Source organism: Sphingomonas sp. 3-13AW, from assembly GCF_049311085.1.
Lineage (GTDB): Bacteria > Pseudomonadota > Alphaproteobacteria > Sphingomonadales > Sphingomonadaceae > Sphingomonas.
This window is the reverse complement of the sequence record NZ_JASNVZ010000019.1, coordinates 13004-36013: the sequence shown is the minus strand read 5'-3', so window position 1 is coordinate 36013 and position 23010 is coordinate 13004. Positions and strand designations below refer to the sequence as shown.

Sequence of the window (23010 nt, the reverse complement as noted above, 5' to 3'; positions counted from 1 at the left end):
GATGAACTTCGCCGGTATCGATACTTTCAAGGCATCGGGGCTTCTTCAAATCGGGATTAGACGCCCGCCTCCGCGCCGCTCTAGATTGCGGCGCGACAAAGGCCGGAAAACCGGCGAACCTGGAGGAGAGCCGATGTACGGGCGTGACGATCTTCGGACCAGCCTCGCACCTCCCTCCAAGGCGCCGACGCCGACGAGCTTCAAGGAAGCGAGCTATGGACGCTTCTACGAAGAAGCTCCGCAGGATGCCGATCCGCAGGCGGAGACCTGGTACGCCCGCGGGCAGACCATGATCGTCGCCTATACGGCGGCCAAGGAAGGCGCTGTGCTCTCCCGCGCCGATCAGCCCGACGAATATGCGATCGTGCTTCCCGACGACGACGCTGAGATCGCAATCGAGATCGCTGAGGGTACCGAGGTCGCCCGCGGCCGCAGCGTCGTCTTCGTGCCGGCGGGAAACAGTAAGGTCACCGTGCGCAAGGGTGGTCGCGTCCTGCGGCTGTTCACCACGCGCGCAGCCGACCTCGCCGCCAAATGCTCGAATGCGCGCGACTATGCCTCGCCCGACCCCAATGTTCCTCCACTCCAGGAATGGCCGGAGCCGATCGGTGGTCGCAAGGTTCGCGTCTATCCCGGCGATGTCGCGCCAGAGCAGGGCCGCTTCGGGCGGATCTATCGCGGACAGACTATCATGGTGAACTTCGGCGATGGCCGCGTCGGCCCGCGTGCCGCGGACAATCTGTCGCCGCACCACCACGACGACTTCGAACAATATTCCATCGCGCTCGACGGCGATTACATCCACCACCTTCGTTGGCCGTGGATCAGCGATTCCACGCAGTGGATCGAGGACCACCATGCGCGTTGCGCGGCACCATCGGTCGCCGTGATCCCGCCGCCGGCGACCCACACTTCGCAGGGCGTCGCCCCCGGGCTCAACCGCCTGCTCGACGCTTTTTGCCCGCCGCGCCGCGACTTTTCGGCCAAGCCCGGCTGGGTGCTCAACGCCGCCGACTACCCGCTGCCTGTGACCGAGGATGAAGCATAATGACCGACCGGATCACCGAACTGCTGAAGGGCGCGATCGACCTCCATTGTCACAGTGGCCCCTCGGTGATGCCGCGCCGCCTCAATCATGTTGAAGCAATCAAGGAGGGGGAGGCCGCAGGCCTGCGCGCGATCCTGTTTAAGGACCACTATTACTCGGTGACCCCCGTCACGGCCCTGCTGGATGAGGTGATGCCGGGCAAGGTCCAGCTGCTAAGCGGCGTGCCTTGCAACAACACGACGGGCGGCATCAACCCCTATGCCGTCGAGCACGGCTTCAAGCTGGGTGCGCGGCTGGTGTGGATGCCGACCTTCTCGGCTGCCAATCATATCCGCCATTCTCACCGCAAGCAGTTCCTTCCCACCAAGGAGAGGATGCTCGACCCGATCATGCTTACGGTGATTGACGATCGCGGTACGCTGAAGGATGAGGTCAAGGCCGTCCTCGACCAGATCGCGGAATATGACGCCGTCCTGTCAGCCGGGCATCTCCACATCAGCGAGATCTGGCCGCTCTTCAACGAGGCAAAGGCGCGCGGCATCACCCGGCTGCTGGTCAATCATCCGACCTTCCTGATCGGTTGCACGCCTCCCGACATGGCGGAGCTGGCGAAGATGGGCGCCTATCTCGAACACAGCTGCTGCATGTGGGCCGGGGTTCAGGGCAAGACCTACAGCCACGACAGCCTGAAGATGTGCATCGAGTCCGGCGGCGTGCCCAACACCATCATTGGATCCGACCTGGGCCAGGTCGGCAACCCCACTCCGGTCGAGGGCCTGCGCTTTGTCATCCAGATGCTGATCGAGATCGGCTATGACGACGTCGAGATTCGCGCGATGATCGGCGGCAATGCAGCAAAGCTGATGGGACTGGACGATGTCGCGCCCCACACCGATCCGGCGGACGTCGATCGCGTGGTCGCGAGGGCATGAGCATGGAGCGCGACTATCACCTGCTGATCGGCGGCGAGCTGCATGCGGGCGCCGCAAGCTTCGACGTGATCAATCCGGCGACGGAGCGGGCCTTTGCCCGCTGCCCCAAGGCGGATGCCGCGCAGCTCGACGCGGCGGTGGCGGCGGCGCAGCGTGCCTTTGGCGGGTGGGCGGCAACGCCGGTCGGAGGGCGTGCGGACAAGATCCTTGAGATCGCCGCGGCGCTGGAAGCGCGCGCGGACGAGTTCGCGGCGCTGCTCACCGCCGAACAGGGCAAGCCGCTCGATCAAGCCGTCAAGGAAGTGCGCGGCAGCGCCTTCGTGCTGCGCACCTTTGCCGCAATGCGCCTCGAACCGCGGGTGCTCCGCGAAGACGGGGCAGTGCGCGTGATCGAGCATCGGACGCCGCTTGGCGTGGTGGCGGCGATCACCCCGTGGAACTTCCCGCTGATGCTGCTGGTCAACAAGGTCGGACCCGCGCTGGTTTCGGGTAACACCCTTGTGTGCAAGCCGGCGCCGACGACACCGCTTACCACCTGCCTGTTCGGAGAGCTCTGCCGCGACATTCTCCCGGCGGGCGTGATCAATGTCGTATGCGACGAGAATGAGCTGGGGCGCGCGATCACGGCACATCCGGGGATCGCCAAGATCGCGTTCACCGGATCGACGGCCACCGGTAAGAAGGTCCTCGCCGGAACTGCCGACACGCTGAAGCGGGTTACCCTGGAGCTGGGCGGCAACGATGCCGCGATCGTGCTTGACGATGTCGATCCGACCGCGGTGGCGGGCAAGGTGTTCGAGGGCGCGATGCGCAACGCCGGGCAGATCTGCGTCGCGATCAAGCGCGCCTATGTGCCGGAGCCGATGTACGATGCGTTTTGCGACGAGCTTGCCAGGCTGGCGCGCGAGATGGTGGTGGATGATGGCGCAAACCAGGGTGCGCAGATCGGCCCGGTTCAGAACCGGCAGCAGTATGAGAAGGTCTCCGCCCTGATCGCGGCCAGCAAGGAGCATGGCACCGTCATCGCCGGCGGCGAGCCGCTCGACCGCCCGGGCTATTTCATTGCGCCGACGATCGTGCGGGACATCGCGGATGATGCCGCGCTCGTTCGCGAGGAACAGTTCGGCCCGGTTCTGCCCGTGCTCAAGTACGATGACGTGGACGCGCTGATCGAACGGGTCAACGGCACCGATTATGGCTTGGGTGGTACGGTTTGGGGCCGCGACTTGGAACGGGCTTGCGACGTCGCCAGCCGTGTCACGTCGGGCACCGTCTGGATCAACCAGTTGGTGGCGATCGATCCCCGCATCCCCTTCCGCGGGCTTAAGCAGTCCGGGCTTGGCACCGAAATGGGCCTGGAAGGGCTAGAGGAATATACCCAGGCGCAGGTGATCCACGCCATGCCGCTGAACCTCTAGAAGAAGTAGAAGCGCAACGCCGCGTCCGACATGCGTCTCCGGTCCCGCGGATCGGGGACGATCCGGTAGAGGGTGTCGAGCGTGTCGGCGTAGCGCACCCGGTCCTCGGCGCCGACAAAGGGCGCATCGCTGCCCCAGAACAACCTGTCGGGCCCCGCACTGCCGAGCAGCCGCTGTGCATAAGCCTCCAGCCGCTCAGGAGGGAGGCGGAACCCGGCCGAGACCTTGACCCAGGTCCGCCCTGCCTGAACCGCATGGAGCAAGGCCGTGAATCCCGGCCCCTCCAGTTCGCCTTCGCTTCGCAGCAGGCCGAAATGATCGACCACGATGGGCACCCGCGCGTCCGCCAGCGCCGGCAGCATCTGTGCGAGTTGCTCCCCACCCAGGTTCAGCTCGAGGTGCATGCCCGCGTCCGCAAGCCGCGTGACGAAGCGGCGGAAGCGGTAGCCCTGCAGGTCGGGCAGCGCGACCTTCAGCGGGATTTGGAAACGCACGCCGCAGACACCCTGCGCACGAAGCGACGCCAGCTCCGCCGGCGCAGTGTCCTGATCCAGCATCACTGTTGCGCGCAAGCGCTTGTGCTGGGCCAGTGCAGCCAGGGTGTAGTCGTTATACTCCCCGAACAGGCTCGCCGCGGTGATCACGCCGAACGCGATCCCGTGCGCGTCGAGATCTGCGAGATAAGCCTCGACCGGATAGTCATAGTCCGGCCGTGTCCAGGCCGTGTCCGTGAAGGGCATGGTACGGGTAAACACGTGGGCGTGCGCGTCGATGGCGGGCGGCTCGGGCGCGGCAGTCACGATCCGAGCCGATCCCCAAACAGTCGCGCGCCATTGTCGTGCAGCACCCGGTGCCGGTCGGCTTCGGCAAGCAGCTGCGTCGCGGCGATCGCCTGTTCGGCCATCTCTGCATAGCTTACCTTGGTGTTGCCGAGGTCAGATCCCCACATCAGCCGGCCGGCTCCGTACGTTTCGACCATCCGCCGGACGAAGTCGGCCGGATCGATCGCGCTTTCCGCAAAGCGGTTCAGATTGATCTGGGTGAGCTTGAAATGGATGTTCGGAACGTCGACCAGCTCAAGATGCTCAGGCCCGATCGTGCCTGCGGCTCCGCCGTGCGGGCCCGGCCAGCCGCAATGATCGAGCGCGATCACGGTCTGCGGATAGCGCCGCGCCAACGCCGCCACGCGCCGCAGCGCCGCGAAAGAGGGCGCGCCCGGGGCGTACATCACCACCATGTTCAGGCGCATCTCCGCGGCCACATCCCAGGTCTTCAGCGCCGCCGGCGAGTCTAGCCAGGGATATTCACCGGCGGCATCGGGATAGCCGAACAGGCGCAGTCCGCTGACATTGTGCCGCCCGGTAAGGGCGCGGAGCTGCTCGGGCGTTTCCGGCGCCGCGGCATCCAGGATGAGCACTGCCGAGACGCGGTCATGGTGCGCATCGGCCACGTCGATCGTGTAGCGATTGTCCGTCTTGTAGACGGTGTTGTACTGCACCGCCGCACCGCCCGCGACGCCGCACGCATTCCATAGCGCCAGCACCCGCTCAGCCGTTGCCGGATCGCGCTCCAGCCGCGCCATCATCACGTCCCGGCCTTCGCGAGCCCCACTTGCGTCGGCGGGGTAGCGCGCAATGTCGTTGGTGAAGAAGTGGGCGTGGGTGTCGAACAATCTAAACTGCGGGTTCGGCATCGAAAGCTCCTGAACCGGTCGCGTCGCGGTGGCGGGGGCCCCGAGCGGCAACCTGGTTGGCGAGATACATGGCGATCACCGGGATCACGGCGATGGCGGAAAAGACGAAATAGGTGTCCATTCGGCTCAGTCCTGCGCTGAGCAGCCAGCCGCCGATCGATGGACCGATAATGGCGCCGATCCGGCCGAACCCCACGACATATCCGACGCCGGCATTCTGGATCGCGGGTGGGTACATCGTCACCGACACCAGGAAGAGCCCGGTATAAGCGCCTACGACGAAGAAGGTCGTGACACCCGCGACCGCCAGCAGCGGGATCGGCGCAGGCGGCATCATGCCGAAGACGACCAAGGTGACTGCCGCGCAGGCGAAGTATATCGCGGTCAGCCTCCCCTCCCCGACCCGGCGGCCGAGCATGCCCATGGTGAGGTGCCCCACCGTCCCGCATGCCCCCGTGATGACTCCGCTGGCGGCGGCGAGCGCGGGCGAGAGGCCGGCGTTGGCGAGGATCGTGGGCTTCCAGTTGAGTAGGAAATAGCCAACGATCGCGTACGTAGCGGAGGCGACCCAGACGAGGATCGTCCAGCTGCGCAGTTCCGGGGAGAGCATCGCGCGCATGGCTGCGCCCCGCTGGGCGGCAGCGGGCGGCTTTGGCGGCATGACTGCCAGTTCGGCGATCCGCATGCGACGATGGATGCGGTTCAGCCGGGCCAGATCGCCCGGTGCCTGGCGCCGGACCAGAAAGTCGCGGGATTCGCTGAGCAGCAGCACCCCGCAGGCCAGCGTGAAGAGGTTGAGCGAGCCGGCAGCGATGAAGATCAGGCGCCACCCGCCGCTCTGGAGGACATAGGCGGCAATCGCGCTTCCGAGCATCATCCCGAAGGTGAAGCCGATGTGGAGAACGGCAAGCGACATGTTGCGGGCCTTGGCGCTCGAATTGTCTGCCACCGTGGTGTTGAGGCAGACGACGAGTGTCCCGAGGCCGATGCCGGTGATTGTCCGCAACACGAACAACTGCCAGATGTCCGTTGCGAGGCCACTGAGCAGGAGCATTGCGGCCAGCGTGCCCAGCGCGCTGAGCATCACGGGCCGGCGGCCCACCTTGTCGGCCATCGGCCCGATCACGAACGCGCCGATCACCAGGCCCACCGCGGACGCGCTGAACATCGTGCCAAGGATCGCCGGGTCGACGTGCCACTGCTTGGTCAATACCGGCGCGGCCACCGCGAGCGATACGACATCGAAACCATCGGCTATATTGATGACGCAGCACAGCGCCACCACTGCCCACTGGTAAACGCTCATCGTTGCGGGCGGATCAATCGCCCGTTCGTGATTCATAGCCGCCACAACCGCTCTCCTACGCCGAATTTTCCGTGCGTCGTTTCTGCGGGGATAGTGCAGCCCCCGGGCGCTCGCTGCAATACGTTTATATACAATGGCGTTCAGCAGTATGCGTCTCCCTATTGCGTAATGAGTCCGTTTCGCCCCAAAACCAGGCTTGGAATCCCGTTGGACGGTCGCCAAGCAGGAGAGAGACATGTGGTTGCAAGCCAGCCCGGCGATTTTCGCGATGAACGCGGTTGCGCTGCTGTCCACCCCGTTCATCGCGCATGGTGCCGCTCCTGCCGCGACCGGCGCGGATACGGCATTCCCTGCGGCCTTTGCATAATGCCGGGGTTGCCACACGATAACCGGAGATCGTGCGCCGGGCATCGGTCCGAACCTGTTCGGCATTCTCGATGCGCCTGCCGGATCGAAGCCCGGATCTGCCTATTCGGCAGCTATGAAGGGCGCCCCGATCCGGTCGGACAAGGCGAAGCTGGATCCCTATCTCGCGAGCCCAAGGGCGCTGGTGCCCGGCACGAAAATGCGATCTACGGAGTAAGGAACCCGCACAGCGCGAGGCGATCGTGGCCCACTTGGCAAACCTGAAATAATTTCCGGGAGCACGCAGCTTGGTCCGCCTCGCCCTTTCCGTAGCCCTGCTCCTGCCGGCGATGCCGCTGGGCGCACAGACTGCTCGGCCGCGTCTCGACTATGCGAACGCCGCCACCATCCGCGACACCTGTCTCCATTGGGCCACGGAGCGGAAGCTGCGCGTGGCGATCGTCGTGCTGGAACCGCATGGCATGCCCGTGACGCTCGCGCACATGGATGACGTGTCGGTCGCTGGCGGGGAAATCGCACGCTGGAAGGCGGTGTCCGCGGCAAAGTTCGGGCGCGCCACGGCGGATATGGCCGCACTCAATCCGCCGGCCGGCATGCCCAACGTCGCCACATTGGCGGGCGGCATCCCGATCTACACTGCCGACGGTGTCTTGCTCGGAGGTGTCGGGGTGTCGGGCGGCAAGCCGGCCGACGATGCCGCCTGCGCCACCGCGGGGGTCGAGGCGGCGGGTCTGAAGGCGGCCAGACCCGCGCCGCCCGCTCAATAGGCGTCGATCTCCTTCAACGCCTCCGCCGCCAGACCCCAGCTTTCGACTCCGCCGGCAACGCCGATGTAGAGTGTGGTCTGGAGCAGTACCTCTCGAACGTCCTCCTTGGTCGCGCCATTGGCGATAGCGCATTTCACCAGCCGCTTGAGCGGCGTGTGCCGGTTCAGAGCGGCGCAGATCGCCATGGTGATCAGGCTCCGCTCCCGCAGCGTCAGCCCCGGCCGCGTCCATGTCTCGCCAAAGCAAGCAGAGGTGACGTAGTTCTCCAACGGCTCGTGAAAGTCGTCCGCGGCATCGAGACGCTCGATGCTGGCGGCCCCGAAAAGCTCCTTGCGCATCTCGCGCCCTGCCTGGAATGCGGGATCGTGGGTCTTGAGGGCCATCAGTTCATCCTTGCCTGGAGGTGGTTGCGATAGGCGTTGCCCAGCCAGCGCATCTCGGCGCGGGCTGGCTCCGAGAAGGCGACTGCGCGCAGGAATCCGTGGCACATGCCCGGCGCGATCCGCTCCTCAACCGACACGCGCGCGGCACGCAGGCGTGCGGCATAATCGCGGCCCTCCTCGAGCAGCGCGTCGTGCTCGCCGGAGAGGATCAGGGCGGTCGGAAGTCCCGAGAGATCGTCAAGAGAAAGCGGTGACGCCAGCGGGGCGACGTCGCGGGCGCTGCATTCTCGGTAGGTGGCGATCATCGCTTCGATCGCGGGCTGTGGCAACCCGGCGTCGTGCGTCGCAACCAGGCTGGCGCGGCCCGGGTCGAGGGCATACGCACCATAGCAGAGCAACTGGCACGTGAGCCGGGGGCCGCCCGCATCGCGCGCAACCACCGCCAGCTGGGTCGCGAGGAAGGCTCCCGCGCTGTCTCCCGCAACGGCCAGCTGCGTCCGATCGACTTGCAGCGTGTCCGCCGTGCGCACGATCCAGCCGAGTACCGACCGGCATTGCTCCAGTACCGACCGCGGAGTCGCCTCCGGCAGGCGATGATACTGCACGCTGATCACCGTCGCACCGGTCGCTTCCGCAAGCGCCGTCGCCAGGCCATCATAGCTTTCGATGCTGCCAGTCGTGAAACCGCCACCGTGGAAATAGAGGATCGCGGACTGCCGCCCCGCGCCGGACGGGCGATAAATCCGCACCGGGGTTTCCTGCCCTCCCCCAGGAGCGAAGCTGCTGGCGACTGTCATTCCCGCCGCGCGGGGAAAGGCGACGCGGTGGGCGTCGCGGTCCGCGAGCAACCGCACGGTCTCAAGCGGCAGAGGCGAGCCGATCGGGCGGCGCACGGCCGCGAGATAGGCCGCCAGCCCGTCCGCGAGTTCAGGCTGAGGCCCTCGGGTCTCGTGCACACCCTCTCCTGTCGTGACCTGGACCGCGGCGGCTATCACCGCTTGGCTTATCGTCGAAGCGGTGCCATGTTGAATGGTGTTTGTAAATGGCAACTAAGACGCAAGGGGGATGCTGTGTTCAATGCGGACGTGAAGCGGAAGCTGGCAGCGGGCGGAACCGTGTTCGGCAGCTTCCTGAAGGTGGATTCGCCGCAAATCGCGGAGCTGTTCGGACTTTCCGGCTTCGACTTCCTGATCGTCGATGCGGAGCACGGCTGCTTCACGCACAGCCAGATCGAGAACATCATCCGCACGTCCGAGCGGATGGGAATGAGCACCGTGATCCGCACACCCGACGCGGCAGAAGCCAACCTGCTCCACGTGCTCGACAGCGGTGCCAGCGGGATCCAGGTGCCCTCGCTGCGTAGTGCAGCGGAAGTTCGCGAGGTGATCCAGCGCGCCAAATACTGGCCGCTGGGCAAGCGCGGTTCGGCCCGCGCTTGCCGCGCCGCCGGCTATGGCACGATGCCCAATTACGAGGCGCGGGCGAATGCCGACACGCTCGTGGCCGTACATGTCGAGAACCGCGAGATGGTCAAGGACATCGAGGCCTTGTGCGAGATCGAGGCGCTCGACGTGGTGTTCATCGGCCCGGGCGACCTCAGCGCCTCCTACGGCCACCCCGGCAATGCGAGCCATCCTGAAGTCGCAGCCGCGATCGATCGCGTGATCGAGGTGGCGAAGGGGCGCAAGCATATCGGCACCGTCGTCGCCAATGCCGCCCAACTCGAATCCTATAGCGCACGCGGCGTTCGCTATTTCGCCTGGCTCAACGACCTGGGTCTGATGCGCGGCGCGCTGAACGCCGCTGCGGCGAACTTCGCGCCCTATCGCGCGAGCGCGAGGTGAAGCGCCCCTCCGGCGGCCGGGGGCGGGAACTCGCGAGCGTCGCGCCGCTCCTGGACGAGATCACGCAGGATGTCCTGTACGACCGGGTTTGGGAACGCCCGCAGCTCAGCGCGCGCGACCGAAGCCTGATTACGGTGACATGCCTCGTGGCACTTGGCCGTGATCAAGCGCAGGGGCACATGGAGCTGGGTCTCGAAAACGGGCTGACGGCGGAGGAACTCGGGGAGGCGATCGCCCACATCGCCTTCTACGCGGGCTGGCCGGTGGCCATCAGCGCCGCGCGCAAGCTCAAGACGCTGGTGGATGCGCAGGCGGCGACGCCGGCGTAGCGGCTATCCGCGTCCCAGGAACTGGATTTTATTCTGTACGACCAGCGCTTCGTAGAAGTTGAGGTGGTCCGGCAGGTCCGCCATATGGACGACGACGTCGGCGGCATCCTCGGGCGTCGCGACCAGATCGTCAGGCAGGCTACTGAGCCCGCCGCCAAGCTCGGTCGCGACGATGCCGGGATGGAAGATCGACACCGCAATGTTGTGTACACGGCAGTCGATCGCCAAGGCACGGGTCAGCCCGTCCAGGCCCCACTTGCTCGCTGTGTAGGCAGGGCTGTTGGCCCGGGGCACGCGCGCGGAAATCGAGCCTACGTTGATGATCCGCCCATGTCCCCGTTCCTTCATGAGGGGGATCGCCGCGCGGGCGCATAGAAAGGCGGAGGTCAGGTTGGTGTCGATGACGCGGCGCCACAGCGCGAGTGCGGCCTCTTCCGCGGGCGTGCTGTCGGCGATCCCTGCGTTGTTGACCAACACGTCGACGCCGCCGAAGCGGGCCATCGTCGTGGCGAACAAGTGCTCGACCGCGGCCTCCTCGGTCACGTCGGTCGCGACCGCGAGCGCCTCACCGCCCGCCGCGGTTAGCCTGGTCACCAGCGCCTCCAACCGTTCGGTTCGACGCGCTGCCAGCACCACCTTGGCTCCCTTGACGGCGAAGGCCATGGCACAAGCCTGGCCGATGCCCGAACTCGCACCGGTGATCACCACGACCCGGCCGGCGAGAATGCTCATCGCGTCGCCTTTTCCGCCTGGTTGGACACCAGTGCGAGCGGGTCGTCCGCCACGACAGCAACGCCGCCGCCGCGGTCGGAGCGCACGTTCTCGAACGTGCCCGCTTCCTTCTTGCGCAGGCCATAGGAACGAACCGGCTCGATCTCCTCCCGCGCAATCGGCGCCATTCGGGGCTTTCGGGCCAATGCCGCCTCGATATAGGGGGCGAGATCCGCTTGCTTCTGGGCCAGCCGTTCCTCCTCGCCGACCTTCAGCCGCGGCATCGCCGTCGTCGCGAACAGCTCGAGCGATTCACAGATATGGTCGTGGTTCGCAGGTCCCGTCTGCTGGACGAAGATGATCTGGTCGACGCCCACGTCGGCGTAGGCCTTGCAGTGTTCATAGACCTGATCGGGCGTGCCGATGCCGCCATTGCCGTGATTGTCCTCGATCCCGGCCTCGGCCTGCTTGAAACCCTCCCAAACCGTCGAATGGCCGGGCACATGGCGACCGAACGAGGCGTAGAAGCCCAGGGAATAGCCGAAATATTTGAAGCCCTCGGTACCGCGTGCGATCGCCTCCTGGGCGTCCTCGTTGACCGAAAGCGCGGTCACGATCGCGAAATTGGCGTTCACGGCATGGCCGATCGGCACGCACTCCTCGGAACGGATGATGTCATAATATTCCTCGACCCATTTGCCGGCCTGTTCGGGCGCCGCGAAGCCGAACACCAGCGCGCCCATCCCGTTGCGGGCGGCGTGGAGGATGGTGTCGCGGCGCGAGCAGGCCACCCACAGGGGCGGGTGCGGGGCCTGGATCGGCTTGGGTACCACGTTGCGCGTGGGCATCGAGAAATGCTCGCCGTCGAAGCCGGGATACGGCGTCATCGTCAGCATGTTGGCGGTCTGTTCGGTGGCTTCGCGCCACATGCCCTTCTTGAGATCGGGATCGACGCCAAAGCCCTCCAGCTCGACCGCGGTGCCGCTCTCCCCCGTGCCCCATTCGATGCGGCCGTTGGAAAGCAGGTCGAGCGTGGCGATCCGCTCGGCCACGCGCGCCGGATGGTTGATCTTGGGCGGCATCACGCAGATGCCGTGGCCCAGGCGCATGCGCTTGGTCCGCTGGCTTAGCGCGCCGAGGAATACCTCCGGCGCGGAGCTGTGCGAATATTCCTCAAGGAAGTGGTGCTCGACCAGCCACGCATAGTCATAGCCGAGCTTGTCTGCGAGCTCGAGTTCGTCGAGCGCATTATGGAAGATCACGCGGTCCTTTTCGGCATCGAATGGCGCAGGCGATTGATGTTCGTAGAACAGGCCGAACTGCATGGGGTACCCTCCGCTTCCTCTCCCAGCGCGTTGTCGCGCTTGGTGACAGCCATGCTTATAGCAGCGAGGCTTATAACTTGAAAGAGGCCCCGTCAGCCGATCCGCGCGGCACGGGCATAGCCGCCATCGAGGTAGATCAGCGGATCGACCTCACCGGACCAGGAGACCGCGGTCACCGCCCCAATCACCACGGCGTGCGTGCCATATTCGACGTGAGTCTCGTAGCGGCAGAAGAAGCTCGCCTGCGCATCGTTCAGATAGGGCGTCCCGTCGGGTGCCGCGTCCCACCCGCCCTCGCTGAAACGCGCCTCGCCCTTGGCCTTGCCGCTGCACGCTTGCGACACGTGCAGGTGATCGGCATGGAGGATGTTGACGCAGAAGTTCGCGCCCTCGGTCAGGGGGCCGTGCAGGCTGGCGGTCTTGTTGACGCACACCAGCAGCGACGGCGGATCCATGCTGAGCTCGCTGACCGCCGTTGCGGTCATCGCCCAGCGACGATCCTCGTGCCAGCAGGTGATGACCACCACCGCCTTGCCGAGCCGGCGGAGCCCCGCACGCAATTGCTCCGCGATCGTCAGCGGCGCGCTCGTGATCTCATTCATATCCGCCCAGTCCTTCCCTGCCGACGATCCGCAATCCATAGCCTTCGATGCCGGACAGCCGGGCCTCGCTGTCCGTCAGCAGCACGAGGTCGCCCACGCCCAGGTCGAGGAGGATCTGCGCGCCGACGCCATAGTCGCGGATGCGCTGGTCCCGCATGGGCCCCGTACCTGCCGCCCGCCGTTCGGAAATCGCGCTTCCCGAGGGGTCGCGGATGAACACGATCACCCCGGGCCCGTCGTGCTCGCCGATCCGCGAGAGGGCACGTTGCACATAGCTGCGCCGTTCCGTCGGCGGTCCCAGCATGTCCGAGACGAAGTCCAGCCGGTGCATGCGCACAAGCGTCGGAACATGCGGATCGATCACTCCGCGAGAGAGCGCGACATGCTCGACGTTGTTGATCGTGCTGCGAAAGACGGAGAGCCGAAACCCTTCGCCATGAATGGTGTCGAACGCTTCCTCGTGCACGCGTTCGACCGAGCGTTCGGTCCGCCGGCGATAGGCGATCAGATCCGCGATCGTGCCGATCTTGAGCGCGTGGAGTTGGGCAAAGGCGACCAGATCGGACAAGCGCGCCATCGTGCCGTCGTCGTTGAGCACTTCACAGATCACGCCCGACGGCATCAGTCCCGCCAGCCGCGATACGTCGACCGCCGCCTCGGTATGGCCCGCGCGCACCAGCACGCCGCCAGCGCGTGCCACCAGTGGGAAGACATGCCCCGGGGAGACAATGTCGTCGCACCCCTTTGACGGATCGATCGCAACCGAGATCGTGTGCGAACGGTCGTGCGCGGAGATACCCGTGGTCACCCCTTCGCGGGCCTCGATTGAAATCGTGAAGGCGGTGCGATGGCCCGAGTTGTTCTCCGCCACCATCGGCGGCAGGCGCAGCTCCCGGGCACGCTGCTCGGTCATCGCCAGGCAGATCAGGCCGCGGGCGTGCCGCGCCATGAAATTGATCTGCGCCGGCGTCGCGAACTGCGCGGGGATGATGACATCCCCCTCGTTCTCGCGGTCCTCGGCATCGACAAGGATGTAAGGCTGCCCGTTCCGCGCCGCCTCGATGATCTCCTCGATCGGGGAGATCGCCGCATGCAGGCGGTCTGCGGCAGGGGCCGCGGCCGGTTCAATAGGCATCGGCATCCTGCAGCGCTTCGCGGGCGTGGCGCCAGCTGTCGGTACCCGCCGGCAGCCCGACATAGATGGTGGCGTGGAGCAGGATCTCGCGGATCTCGTCCTTGGTCACGCCATTCGCGAGGGCGCCGTTGATGTGATTGCGCAGTTGGTCCGGTCGCGACTGACCGACCAGGATCGCGATGGTGAGCATCGACCGCGTCTTCCGGTCGAGCCCGTCCCTGCTCCAGACATCGCCGAAGCACATGCGGGTCACCAGATCCTGCAGCGGCTCGTTGAAATCGTCGCTAGCGTCGAGACTGCGGACGCCGGGCTCGCCGAACATATCAAAGCGCATCGCCCTGCCACGCTCGTAGCTGTCGTCTTTCTTCATCTTGCCCTCTCCAGATACGGGCGCACCGCAATCGCCGCGCGCGCGAGTTCGACCCGCGCAGCTGCCGACACGCCGACAGCGCGCAAAAAGCCGTGAATCATGCCGTCCGCATGCCGCAGGGATACCCGCACTCCCGCCGCCCGCAGCCGCTCCGCGAGTTCCAGCCCCTCACCGCACAGCGGGTCGAGTTCGGCGGCAACGATGTGTGTGGGCGGAAGACCGGCAAGGTCGCTCCGGCCGATCGGGGCCGAGTGCCCGCCGCAGCGGCTGAACAACTCGATATAGGCCCGCACCCTCTCGCCCGATAACAGCGGGTCGATGCTCGCCGAGTATGCGGGCCGGGCCGGATCCATCGCGAAGGTACCGTAGAATAGGAGCTGGCAGCACACCGCGTCGCGTGCCTGTGCCGCGGTCGCGAGTGCGAACAGCGCGCCGGCGCTATCGCCTGCGACGGCAAGTCGCCGCGCATCGACGCCGAGTGCATCCGCTTGCCGACGTAGCCATGCGAAGGCGCGGTCGCAATCGTCCTGTGCAGCAGGATAGGTCACCTCCGGCAGCCGCCGATAGTGAACGCTGACGATCACCGCCCCACTTGCCTCCGCGAGGGCGGCACAGCCGATGTCGAAGCTCTCGATACTGCCCATCGAGAAGCCGCCGCCGTGGAAATAGCAGATCGCCGGGCGGTCCTCTTCGCCGCCGGGATCGAACACGCGGACGGGTATTTCCCGCCCGGGTGCCGCAATATAGGTGTCGTAGCGATCGACGGCGGGACTGTAGCCCTGAGCGAGGCGCTCTGCGGTCAGGTCACCCAGCAGCCGCATCGTCTCAAGGTCTTTAGCGAGTGGCTGCGCCCGGAACAGCTCCACATAGCGCGCGATCCCGTCTGCCAGCGCGGGCGCGGCATCGCCTGTCATCCTCGGCTCAACCAACCGCCTCATAGCGGACCTCAAGTGGGATCTCTGTCAGTTCGGCCAGTCGCGGCGCGACCTCGCGCGCAACCAGCGTCAGATTGTCGGCGGTGTCGGCATGGTCGAGCTCGCCCGACTGCCCCATCATCAACAGGTTACCAAAGCCGCCAGTGTCGGCGTGGAACTGGACAAGCTGAGCGTGAACCTCGTCGGGGGTGCCCACGAAGAACAGGCCAGCATCCATATATTGCTCGATCGTGCCGTCGACCGGCAATGGCTGCCCATTGCGCATCCTGGGCCGCATCGCCGCCGGGCCCGCCTGAAGCATGCGCACATTGGCTTCGACCGGGTTGAAGCCCAACGGATTGCGGAACTGCGGGTCGAGCCGGGCGGCCGTGGTGAAATAGCTTTTCATCGCCTCTGCGCGGCGGAAGGCGGTCGCGGTGTCGCTCGCGCACGCGACCAAGGCGAGATAGGCCAGCTTGTCCTGCCCGGCCTGGCGTCCGTGCGCCTCCGCATAGGCTTCGCGGTAACCCGCAAACACCGCTCGCGCGACGGCGCCGGAAAGGAAAGTTGCGCAAGTGTAGCCCCGCCGCCCATATTCACGCGCGCTGAAGGCGCTGGAGGCAGTCCCCCACATCGGCGGGTGCGGCTGCTGGACCGGGCGGGGCCACAGGCTGGCCGTGCGATAGTGGAAATGCTCGCCTTCCCAGGAGAAGTTCTCGCCCTGGTTGGTGATTGCATCGAGGATCAGGTCGTGCGCTTCCCAGAACCGGCCCATGAAGTCGGTCGGCTGACGGTTCGACATGAACAGTTCGTATGCCGCGCCCTTCACGAGCCCGACTTCCAGCCGACCGCCCGAAAGGCAGTCGGCCATCGCGATCTCCTCGGCCACGCGCAACGGGTTGGACCGGTTGGCAAGCGGGATGCCGAGGGCCAGAAGCCGGGCCTTGCTGGTCTGCCGTGCGAGGATCGCAAGTGTCGTCATACACGAGGTCGACATGCAGGTCGCCGCAGCATGGTGCTCGTTGACCATGATGTTGAGCCCAAGTTCGTCCGCAAGCAGATACTCGTCGAGGTAGCGGTTCAGCAGCCTGCCCGCTTCCGCCGGGTCGCAATGATGCTGTGGCAGCGTGACGCGCATCGCGCCCGGCGCGTCAAAGGCGGGATGATAGGCTTGCTCGCTGAATTGCCAGATCTTCATGGAATGTCTCCGGAATGCGTCAGCGGGCGGCGAGCGCGACGATGCGTGAGGCGAGCTTTTGCGGCTGGTCGGCATGGATCCGGTGGCCGGCTTCGGCGAAGAGCTCGACATCCGCCTGGGGCAGCGCGCTGCGCCATGCCTCCCGGTAGGGCGCTCGCACAATGGCGTCCTCCGCACCCCAGGCGACGAGCGTCGGGACGGCGATCCGGTGCAGTCGGTCGCCAAGCTTGGGGTTCGACATATAGGGTGTCCAGCCATAGAGGCTGACCGCCTCGTCATTGCGCATCAGACGGCGGATGTGCGGCTCGGGCAGCTTCGTCAGCACGGCCATGTCGCTTCCCGGACCCGGTGGGCCCAGCTGCATCCTGGCGCCGAGTTCCTGGCGGGAGAGCATGAAGACGTCGGCGACATGTTGTTCGCGCCGGTCCGCCGTGGGCAGTCCCAACGGCGAGGCCAGCACGAGCAGCGTGGCCCGCTCCGATGCCTTGGTCAGCGTCTCCGCCGCCACCCAGGCGCCGAACGAGACACCGACGACCACCGCGCTGGCAAGCCCTAGGGAGTCCATCACGTCGAGTGTGAAATAGCCCAAGTCGTCGACGCGGTTCAGCCGCGCAGGCCTCGCCGAGTTGCCGAAACCCGGGTGCGACGGCGCATAAACCGTGAAATCCTCGGCGAGCGCCTCAAGCAGCGCCGCGGCACCCTCGATCCCGTCCAGTCCGTGAAGGAAGAGCAACGGCGCACCGCGTCCGGCGGTGAACAGCTCGATCTCGGTTCCGAGTACGTCGAGCGTGGACAGCGCGCCGAAGCGCAAATCGCCAAGACCTTCGATTTCCATCACGTTCCACTCACCCACCTGTTGTTCAGACAGTGTTTCGCAGAGACTGATAGGTCCAATTCTTTGTTCTTGTGAAATCGATACCTCGTGAGTATTAGTTAGAGATGGAACTGCGACACCTCCGCTATTTTCGGGCAATCGGCCGCGAGGAGCATTTCGGACGCGCCGCGATCGCGCTGCGTGTCGCCCAGCCCGCCCTCACCCGGCAGATCCGCGATCTCGAGACCGAACTCGGTGTCGAGTTGTTCGAGCGGCTGCCACGGGGCGTACGCCTCTCGAGCGCCGGTCGCGCATTCCTGGACGAGGTCGAGGAGATATTGTCGCAGGTGGACCGCGCGGTCGACCGCGCCCGTCGGATGGGCAGCGGTCATCTCGGGACGATCCGCATCGGCCTGAGCGAGATCATCGCCGCGTACCACTTCATCTCGCGCGGCTTGCTCCACTTCCGAGAGCACGAACCGGCAGTGGCGCTCGACCTGCGGTCAATGGGATCCGTGCTGCAGATCGCCGCGCTAAAAGACGGCGCGCTGGACGTCGGGATCGTCTACGACGCCCATATCGACGAGCGCGATGCCGCAGGCCTGGAGCGCATGCCGCTCGGCTTCGGTGAGACGATGCTCGCGGTGCATGAAAGCCACCGGCTCGCTGCGCGCGATTCCGTCACGATGGCCGATATCGCCGACCAGCCGGTGCTCGGCCCCGCTCGCGCCACCGCGCGCGGCTATCATGATCGTCTGATGTCTGCCTGCATTGAAAGCGGAAGCGCGCCCCGCTTCGTCCAGGAATGCACGACCAACTCGATCCTGTTCAGCCTGGTGTCCGTGGGCATGGGCGTCGGGCTGGTCACCACGGCAGGATCCCGCGCGCCAGTTCCCAGCGTGCGGCTCGTCCCCATCGCCGATCTCGGACTGCGGTTCGAAGTACTGCTGGTGTGGCGGGCACTCGATCGCTCGGCCGCGCTGCGCCGCTTTGTCGAGATGATGGTTCAGCACGCCGCCTGCGCAGTTTGACGGCGTCCTCCCGGCGGGGGGACGGAGGCTTGCCCCGCACCTGCTAGTCTGGCGACTGAAAGGAATTCGCCATGACCGACGCTCGACCGCTCAAGGGCTTGTACCACTTCGCTTATCCGTGCCGCGACGCGGAGGAAACGCGCTACTTCTACGAGGACATCCTGGGCCTTCCGCTGGTGAACTGCATGATGTCGGAGCGAGTGCCGAGCACGGGCGAGAAAACGCCCTATGTTCATTTCTTCTTTCAGCTGGGCGATGGATCCTACATCGCCTTCTTCGACCTGGGCGGCACCGAGATGCCGGCGCCCTCGCCCAACACTCCCGACTGGGTGCAGCATTTCGCGATCGAGACCGACTCGGTGGCGGATGTCGAGGGCATGCGCCAGCGTCTTGCCGACCATGGCGTGAAGACGACTCCGGTCGTCGACCATGAGTTCGTCCGCTCGATCTATTTCTTTGACCCCAATGGCCTGCGGCTCGAAATCGCCGCCCGGACTGAAGCTCCAGGCTTCCTGCAGGAGGCAGCGCGTGAGGCACACGGGACGCTAGCAGCGTGGAATCAGCGCAAGCACGGGTGATGCCTCTCCCTTTCTACCCTCGTTCGTCATGAACGAATTCTGGACAGCGGACCGTGCCTTTGGCAGGAAGCGGGGGCACGGCGACGAGGGCACATGTCGGACAAGGAACAATCGCGCCGACGGGTGCAGTCGATCGAAGTCGGCTTTCGCGTCCTGCGCGTGCTGCGCATGGCGGAAGGACCGCTGCCGCTGCGCGAGATTGCGGCGCGCGCCGGCATGCCGCCCAGCAAGGTGCACCTCTATCTCGTCAGCTTCCTGCGCGAGAACATGGCTTATCAGGACCCGCAGAACGGTCACTATGGGCTGGGCTCGTTCGCGATCCAGCTTGGGCTTGCCGCGATCCGCCAGCTGGACGTCGTCGGCCTCGCTGCCGATGCGCTGACGGGCCTGCGCGACAGGACCGACTGCGCCGTCTATCTGTCCCTTTGGGGCGACCGTGGCCCGTGCATCGTCGCAAAGGCCGACGGGCGGATGCAGGGATCGTTTTCGGTGCGCCTGGGCTACATCCTGCCCTTGACCACCACCGCGACAGGCCTGGTTTTTCTAGCCCACCTGCCGCCCTATGATACTGAGCGCGCGCTAGAGGCGCAGCAAGCCTATGATGGCGAGGGCAGCGCTCGCCCGCCCTCCCCTGAAGATCTGGCCGCCAGTCTCAAGAAGGTCCGCAAGCTCGGCTACGCCTCAACGGTCGGCATGCTCAACCGCAACTTCGCAGGCATCGCGGCGCCGATCCTCGACTATAGCGGGCGGATCGCGGCGACGCTGACGCTGCTCGGCCATAGCGAGTTCCTGGGCAAGGCGCGGCACAAGGAGTTCGTAAAGCTCCTGGTCGACGCGACGCAGACCGTGTCCCAGCGCATGGGAGCCGCGCCGGGCCAGCCGGAGGCGGAATCGACTCGGTAAGGGCTCGACTTACAGGCGTTGTACGCCGGGTCGTCGATAGTCGTCCGTGAGCTCTTCGACTTCGTCCTGCTCGACGACCGGCACGCTGCTGAGCGATTCGAGCAACGTGGTGAGCAATGCGCGCAGGCGCACTTGGTCGGCGTCCTTCAGCGGCGCGAGCAGTTCGGCCTCCAACGCGCGGGAATCTGTACGAAGCTGCGCCAGCACGCGCTCCCCCGCGTCCGTCAGGCTGAGTTCCAGGAGTCGCCTGTTAGCATCGCTCACCCGCCGATCGACCAGCTGCTTGGTCTCAAGCAGCGCGATCTGCTTGATCATGGTCTGCGGCTTAACGTCGTAAAGCCGCGCCAGCTCGGCCGACGACAGATTGGGCCGAGTCGCAAGCGTGGTGAGAATGCGGAACTGAACCGCGGTGACACCGAGAGGGCTCAGGATCGATTCAAGCCGCACATACGCCTTGTACTGCACCTGCTTGACGAGATGCAGAATGGAGGTCGTGCCCCCGTCGGACGTCGGCTGTGCAGCGTGTTCCATGCTCCCTGATGTCCGAACGCCTGTGACCTGTCCAGCTATGCCGCAGCGTTTCTCAGCTACACTGACACAATACCCCTTGCCATTTGTTTGCTTATAGCGAACGCTGTCCGTCAAAAGCAAGCGCGGCGCGACCCGGCTTCCATGAGGCTGCATCCGACGTCGAGCAGGGGAGAATGCGAAGATGGCCACCGCAACCCAGAATACAGACGTCGACAGCTTCCTCGACGGGCTGAAGTTCAGCCGCTTTCACCTAGGCATTCTGATCCTGTGCACCGCTTTGACGGCGATCGACGGCTATGAGCTTTACGTGGTCGGCTGGGTGCTTCCCGAATTGGCCGAGGACTTCGGGGTCGCGCGTACGGCGATCACCGGCGCGATGGTAGCGCAGCAGGTTGGCATGTTGCTCGGCGGCTTCGTGATCCCGCCCTTGGCGGACCGGATCGGTCGGCCAAGGCTGCTGTTGTTCTGCTATACGGGCATGATGCTGAGCGCCCTTGCGATCATCATGACGGACGCACTGCTGCCCTTCACGATCTGCCGTTTCTTCGCGGGCTTCTGCGGCACGGCGATGATCCCGATCCTGGTCACCCTCACCTCGGAAACCGCCCCTCGCCGGCTACGCTCGACCATGAGCACGATCACCGTCAGCGGCACGATGATCGGCGCTTTGCTCGGCGCGCTGATGCAGGGCTTAGTCCTGGAGCCTTTCGGCTGGCGCGGGGCCTTCTGGATTGCGGTCGTCTTGCCGGCCCTCATGCTGCCGGCAATCTATTTCTTCTTGCCTGAATCGCTGCGCGCGATGGTGGCACGCAACCCTCAAGACCCGGCCATCCCTGCCCTGGTTGAGCGAATGCAGCCGCACGACTCGGTTCCGATCACGCTTTCGCCTCCACCCAGGGCCGAGCGCACCGCAACCGCGACGATGCTCTCTGACGTGTTCGGACCTGGCCGCCGACTCAGGACCTTCCTGATGTGGGGCATTGCGATATCAAGCTTTATCTTCATCACGGCGGGCGTCTGGAAGACGACGATCTTCAAGGATGTCGTGGGGCTTCCGTGGAAGCAGGTCGCGCTGATCAACGGTGCGAACACCGTGGCCGGGTTCATCGGCATGCTCAGCATCGGCTTCTTCATCGACCGGCTGGGTTTCAAGCGGGTGATGACCGGCACCTTCCTCCTCGCAGCCCTGGGATCGGTGATGATCGGGCTAACCGCGCCGAGCGCAGCAATGTACGCGGCGGTGTTCGCAATGGCGATGTGCCAGCACGGCGGCCAAGCGAGCATTCCCGCGCTCGCCGCTGCGCTATATCCGCCTCGCAGCCGAGCCACGGGAATCGGCTGGACCTATGGCGCTGCGCGCGTCGCCTCGGTCGGTGCGCCGTACTTTGGCGCCTTCGTGCTCACAGGCGGCTTCGGACCGATCGGGATTTTCACAATGCTGGGCGTGCCACTCGCCTCCGCCGGCATTCTCACCTTCTGGCTGATGAGCCTCAAGGGCGCGCCGCAGGTGGTCCGTGCCAGCCATGGCTGAAGCGCCGGCCCCGCCGGCAGTCGATACCCATGCGCATGTCTTCACGCGCGCGATGCCCTTCGCACGGGAGGCACATTCCCGGCCCGACTACGAGTATCCGGTGGAGGCGTGGCTCGCGGACCTCGACGGCGCAGGAATCGAACGCGGCGTGATCGCCGCCGTCAGCCTATTCGACGACGGCGATGCCTATACGCTCGCCGCGCTGGCGGCGCATTCCCGACTACGCGCCACCGTCTTGGCGCCGCTGGACACCAATCGGGCCGCGCTACGTGACATGCGAGACCTCGGGGTAGCGGGCGTACGCCTCACCTGGCGCCGGATGGCAGCACTGCCGGATCTTGGCGCGGAACCCTGGCGTGGCTTCCTGCGCCGCCTGACCGACTGCGGCATGCATATCGAGCTGCTGGCTGGCAGCACACAATTGCCGATCCTGCTGCCCAAGCTTCTGGACGCAGGCGTCACGGTGGTGGTTGATCATTTCGGCGTCCCCTCCCGCGAGGGCGCCAAGCGCGCCGTGGGGACCGAAGCGCTCCTGCGCGCCATCGATACCGGCCGCACCTGGGTGAAGCTGTCGGCTGGGTTCCGGCTGCCCTTCGAAGTCGTTGCCGAGGTCGCAGCGCGCCTGCTCACGGCCGGTCCGGAACGGCTGCTCTGGGGCAGCGACGCTCCGTTCGTGAACCACGAAGCTGGCACGACCTATCCCGACACGCTCGATCTCTACCGCGTGCTGGTCCCCGATGCGCAGGACCGCGCCACGATCGACCGCACCGCACTCGCACTCTATTTCGATGAAGGAAGCCAATGAACCGGACCGAGCGTGCCATCGCCACCGCCGAGCTCGAGATGGGGCTCACCGATTTCTGGCACGATGTGGATGTGAATTGGGGCCGCCATGCCGGCAGCTATTACGCTCCCGAAGGTGTCTATCACTCCGGCAAGCTGCACCTGGAAGGGCGCGAGGCGATTCAGGGGTTCTATGGCTGGCGGGAGGCACGTGGCGAACGCGTCGCCGTGCACGCATTCAGCAACTTTCGCGCGGAGTTCGACGGCGAAGGTGGCGCGACCGCGACCTGGTACATGCTGCTGTGGGGCGCCGACGGTGCCGCACCGCGCCCCAGCGAGCCGCCAACCCGCATCAGCCGCGCGACCGAAAGCTTCCGCTGGGACGACGGCGAACAGCGCTGGCTGTGCACGCGGCGCGAACTCGTTAACCTGTTCAAGGGCGGCGCACAGCTGAACTTCAGTTAGGCAAGCTGACGGGGGCGCCCGTTCCGAACACCC

The 23010-nt window shown here is 65.7% G+C and carries 27 protein-coding genes; 13 read left to right on the top strand and 14 right to left on the bottom strand.

Annotated features, from left to right (window positions below):
- Positions 1-133 precede the first annotated feature (133 nt).
- From QP045_RS16445 to QP045_RS16435, 3 genes are read left to right on the top strand one after another with little or no spacing between them, the layout of a single operon-like run.
- Positions 134-1048, top strand: a complete 915-nt coding sequence (locus tag QP045_RS16445; RefSeq protein ID WP_422516083.1) for a hypothetical protein — start codon at positions 134-136, stop codon at positions 1046-1048.
- Positions 1048-1980, top strand: coding sequence for a DUF6282 family protein (locus QP045_RS16440; RefSeq protein ID WP_422516082.1), 933 nt, complete (start codon positions 1048-1050; stop codon positions 1978-1980). The genes QP045_RS16445 and QP045_RS16440 overlap by 1 nt, the downstream gene beginning before the upstream one ends.
- Before the next feature lie 2 nt (positions 1981-1982).
- Positions 1983-3398, top strand: coding sequence for an aldehyde dehydrogenase family protein (locus QP045_RS16435; protein ID WP_422516106.1), 1416 nt, complete (start codon positions 1983-1985; stop codon positions 3396-3398).
- On the opposite strand, the gene QP045_RS16430 is transcribed toward QP045_RS16435, so the two are convergent.
- The 3 genes from QP045_RS16430 to QP045_RS16420 are packed head-to-tail and all read right to left on the bottom strand — an operon-like array spanning position 3395 to position 6397.
- The gene (locus QP045_RS16430) at positions 3395-4198 is read right to left on the bottom strand and encodes an amidohydrolase family protein (protein WP_422516081.1); all 804 of its coding nucleotides are present in this window, start codon (positions 4196-4198) and stop codon (positions 3395-3397) included. The genes QP045_RS16435 and QP045_RS16430 overlap by 4 nt on opposite strands.
- Positions 4195-5091 carry an amidohydrolase family protein gene (locus QP045_RS16425; protein ID WP_422516080.1) on the bottom strand — a complete coding sequence of 299 codons (897 nt, stop codon included), beginning with the start codon at positions 5089-5091 and terminating at the stop codon, positions 4195-4197. The genes QP045_RS16430 and QP045_RS16425 overlap by 4 nt, the downstream gene beginning before the upstream one ends.
- On the bottom strand, positions 5072-6397 hold the full coding sequence (locus QP045_RS16420) for an MFS transporter (RefSeq protein WP_422516079.1): 1326 nt from the start codon (positions 6395-6397) through the stop codon (positions 5072-5074). The genes QP045_RS16425 and QP045_RS16420 overlap by 20 nt, the downstream gene beginning before the upstream one ends.
- A 235-nt stretch (positions 6398-6632) precedes the next feature.
- Here QP045_RS16420 and QP045_RS16415 point away from each other — a divergent pair, with 235 nt between their 5' ends.
- Together QP045_RS16415 and QP045_RS16410 are read left to right on the top strand one after the other, a co-directional pair.
- Entirely contained in the window at positions 6633-6764 is a 132-nt protein-coding gene (locus QP045_RS16415; protein ID WP_422516078.1) for a hypothetical protein, read from the top strand.
- Positions 6765-7050: 286 nt separating this feature from the next.
- A complete protein-coding gene (locus tag QP045_RS16410; protein ID WP_422516077.1) occupies positions 7051-7530 on the top strand; it encodes a heme-binding protein in 480 nt (159 codons plus the stop codon).
- Here QP045_RS16410 and QP045_RS16405 read toward each other — a convergent pair.
- Positions 7524-7913, bottom strand: a complete 390-nt coding sequence (locus QP045_RS16405) for a carboxymuconolactone decarboxylase family protein (RefSeq protein WP_422516076.1) — start codon at positions 7911-7913, stop codon at positions 7524-7526. The genes QP045_RS16410 and QP045_RS16405 overlap by 7 nt on opposite strands.
- A complete protein-coding gene (locus QP045_RS16400) occupies positions 7913-8869 on the bottom strand; it encodes an alpha/beta hydrolase (protein ID WP_422516075.1) in 957 nt (318 codons plus the stop codon). Before QP045_RS16400 ends, QP045_RS16405 begins: the two co-directional genes overlap by 1 nt.
- 114 nt (positions 8870-8983) lie before the next feature.
- Here QP045_RS16400 and QP045_RS16395 point away from each other — a divergent pair, with 114 nt between their 5' ends.
- Both QP045_RS16395 and QP045_RS16390 read left to right on the top strand, forming a co-directional pair.
- Positions 8984-9757, top strand: coding sequence for an HpcH/HpaI aldolase family protein (locus tag QP045_RS16395; protein WP_422516074.1), 774 nt, complete (start codon positions 8984-8986; stop codon positions 9755-9757).
- Entirely contained in the window at positions 9754-10086 is a 333-nt protein-coding gene (locus QP045_RS16390; RefSeq protein WP_422516073.1) for a carboxymuconolactone decarboxylase family protein, read from the top strand. Before QP045_RS16395 ends, QP045_RS16390 begins: the two co-directional genes overlap by 4 nt.
- Before the next feature lie 3 nt (positions 10087-10089).
- Here QP045_RS16390 and QP045_RS16385 read toward each other — a convergent pair whose 3' ends face one another.
- From QP045_RS16385 to QP045_RS16350, 8 genes are all read right to left on the bottom strand, one after another.
- Entirely contained in the window at positions 10090-10818 is a 729-nt protein-coding gene (locus QP045_RS16385) for an SDR family oxidoreductase (RefSeq protein ID WP_422516072.1), read from the bottom strand.
- Complete coding sequence (locus QP045_RS16380; RefSeq protein ID WP_422516071.1) at positions 10815-12122, bottom strand: LLM class flavin-dependent oxidoreductase; 1308 nt, start codon at positions 12120-12122, stop codon at positions 10815-10817. The genes QP045_RS16385 and QP045_RS16380 overlap by 4 nt, the downstream gene beginning before the upstream one ends.
- Before the next feature lie 92 nt (positions 12123-12214).
- Positions 12215-12724 carry a flavin reductase family protein gene (locus QP045_RS16375; RefSeq protein WP_422516070.1) on the bottom strand — a complete coding sequence of 170 codons (510 nt, stop codon included), beginning with the start codon at positions 12722-12724 and terminating at the stop codon, positions 12215-12217.
- Positions 12717-13859, bottom strand: a complete 1143-nt coding sequence (gene ribB, locus QP045_RS16370; protein WP_422516069.1) for a 3,4-dihydroxy-2-butanone-4-phosphate synthase — start codon at positions 13857-13859, stop codon at positions 12717-12719. Before ribB ends, QP045_RS16375 begins: the two co-directional genes overlap by 8 nt.
- Positions 13849-14229, bottom strand: a complete 381-nt coding sequence (locus tag QP045_RS16365; RefSeq protein WP_422516068.1) for a carboxymuconolactone decarboxylase family protein — start codon at positions 14227-14229, stop codon at positions 13849-13851. Before QP045_RS16365 ends, ribB begins: the two co-directional genes overlap by 11 nt.
- Positions 14226-15143 (bottom strand): alpha/beta hydrolase, encoded by a 918-nt coding sequence (locus tag QP045_RS16360; RefSeq protein WP_422516067.1) that lies wholly within the window; start codon positions 15141-15143, stop codon positions 14226-14228. Before QP045_RS16360 ends, QP045_RS16365 begins: the two co-directional genes overlap by 4 nt.
- Before the next feature lie 7 nt (positions 15144-15150).
- Positions 15151-16341 carry an LLM class flavin-dependent oxidoreductase gene (locus tag QP045_RS16355; protein ID WP_422516066.1) on the bottom strand — a complete coding sequence of 397 codons (1191 nt, stop codon included), beginning with the start codon at positions 16339-16341 and terminating at the stop codon, positions 15151-15153.
- Positions 16342-16360: 19 nt separating this feature from the next.
- Positions 16361-17176: an alpha/beta fold hydrolase gene (locus QP045_RS16350; protein ID WP_422516065.1), complete on the bottom strand. Its 816-nt coding sequence runs from the start codon at positions 17174-17176 to the stop codon at positions 16361-16363.
- Between the two features lie 104 nt (positions 17177-17280).
- Here QP045_RS16350 and QP045_RS16345 point away from each other — a divergent pair, with 104 nt between their 5' ends.
- The 3 genes from QP045_RS16345 (at position 17281) to QP045_RS16335 (ending at position 19667) form a co-directional block, all read left to right on the top strand.
- On the top strand, positions 17281-18186 hold the full coding sequence (locus QP045_RS16345; RefSeq protein ID WP_422516064.1) for a LysR family transcriptional regulator: 906 nt from the start codon (positions 17281-17283) through the stop codon (positions 18184-18186).
- A 71-nt stretch (positions 18187-18257) separates the two neighbouring features.
- Positions 18258-18764 carry a VOC family protein gene (locus QP045_RS16340; protein WP_422516063.1) on the top strand — a complete coding sequence of 169 codons (507 nt, stop codon included), beginning with the start codon at positions 18258-18260 and terminating at the stop codon, positions 18762-18764.
- Positions 18765-18857: 93 nt separating this feature from the next.
- Positions 18858-19667 (top strand): IclR family transcriptional regulator, encoded by an 810-nt coding sequence (locus QP045_RS16335; protein ID WP_422516062.1) that lies wholly within the window; start codon positions 18858-18860, stop codon positions 19665-19667.
- Between the two features lie 9 nt (positions 19668-19676).
- Here the strand turns inward: QP045_RS16335 and QP045_RS16330 are convergent, their stop codons facing one another.
- A complete protein-coding gene (locus tag QP045_RS16330) occupies positions 19677-20198 on the bottom strand; it encodes a MarR family winged helix-turn-helix transcriptional regulator (protein WP_422516061.1) in 522 nt (173 codons plus the stop codon).
- 181 nt (positions 20199-20379) lie between these two features.
- Here QP045_RS16330 and QP045_RS16325 point away from each other — a divergent pair, with 181 nt between their 5' ends.
- From QP045_RS16325 to QP045_RS16315, 3 genes are read left to right on the top strand one after another with little or no spacing between them, the layout of a single operon-like run.
- On the top strand, positions 20380-21729 hold the full coding sequence (locus QP045_RS16325; RefSeq protein WP_422516060.1) for an MFS transporter: 1350 nt from the start codon (positions 20380-20382) through the stop codon (positions 21727-21729).
- Entirely contained in the window at positions 21722-22534 is an 813-nt protein-coding gene (locus tag QP045_RS16320) for an amidohydrolase family protein (protein WP_422516059.1), read from the top strand. Before QP045_RS16325 ends, QP045_RS16320 begins: the two co-directional genes overlap by 8 nt.
- Positions 22531-22977 carry a hypothetical protein gene (locus QP045_RS16315; RefSeq protein ID WP_422516058.1) on the top strand — a complete coding sequence of 149 codons (447 nt, stop codon included), beginning with the start codon at positions 22531-22533 and terminating at the stop codon, positions 22975-22977. Before QP045_RS16320 ends, QP045_RS16315 begins: the two co-directional genes overlap by 4 nt.
- The last annotated feature ends 33 nt before the right edge of the window (positions 22978-23010 follow it).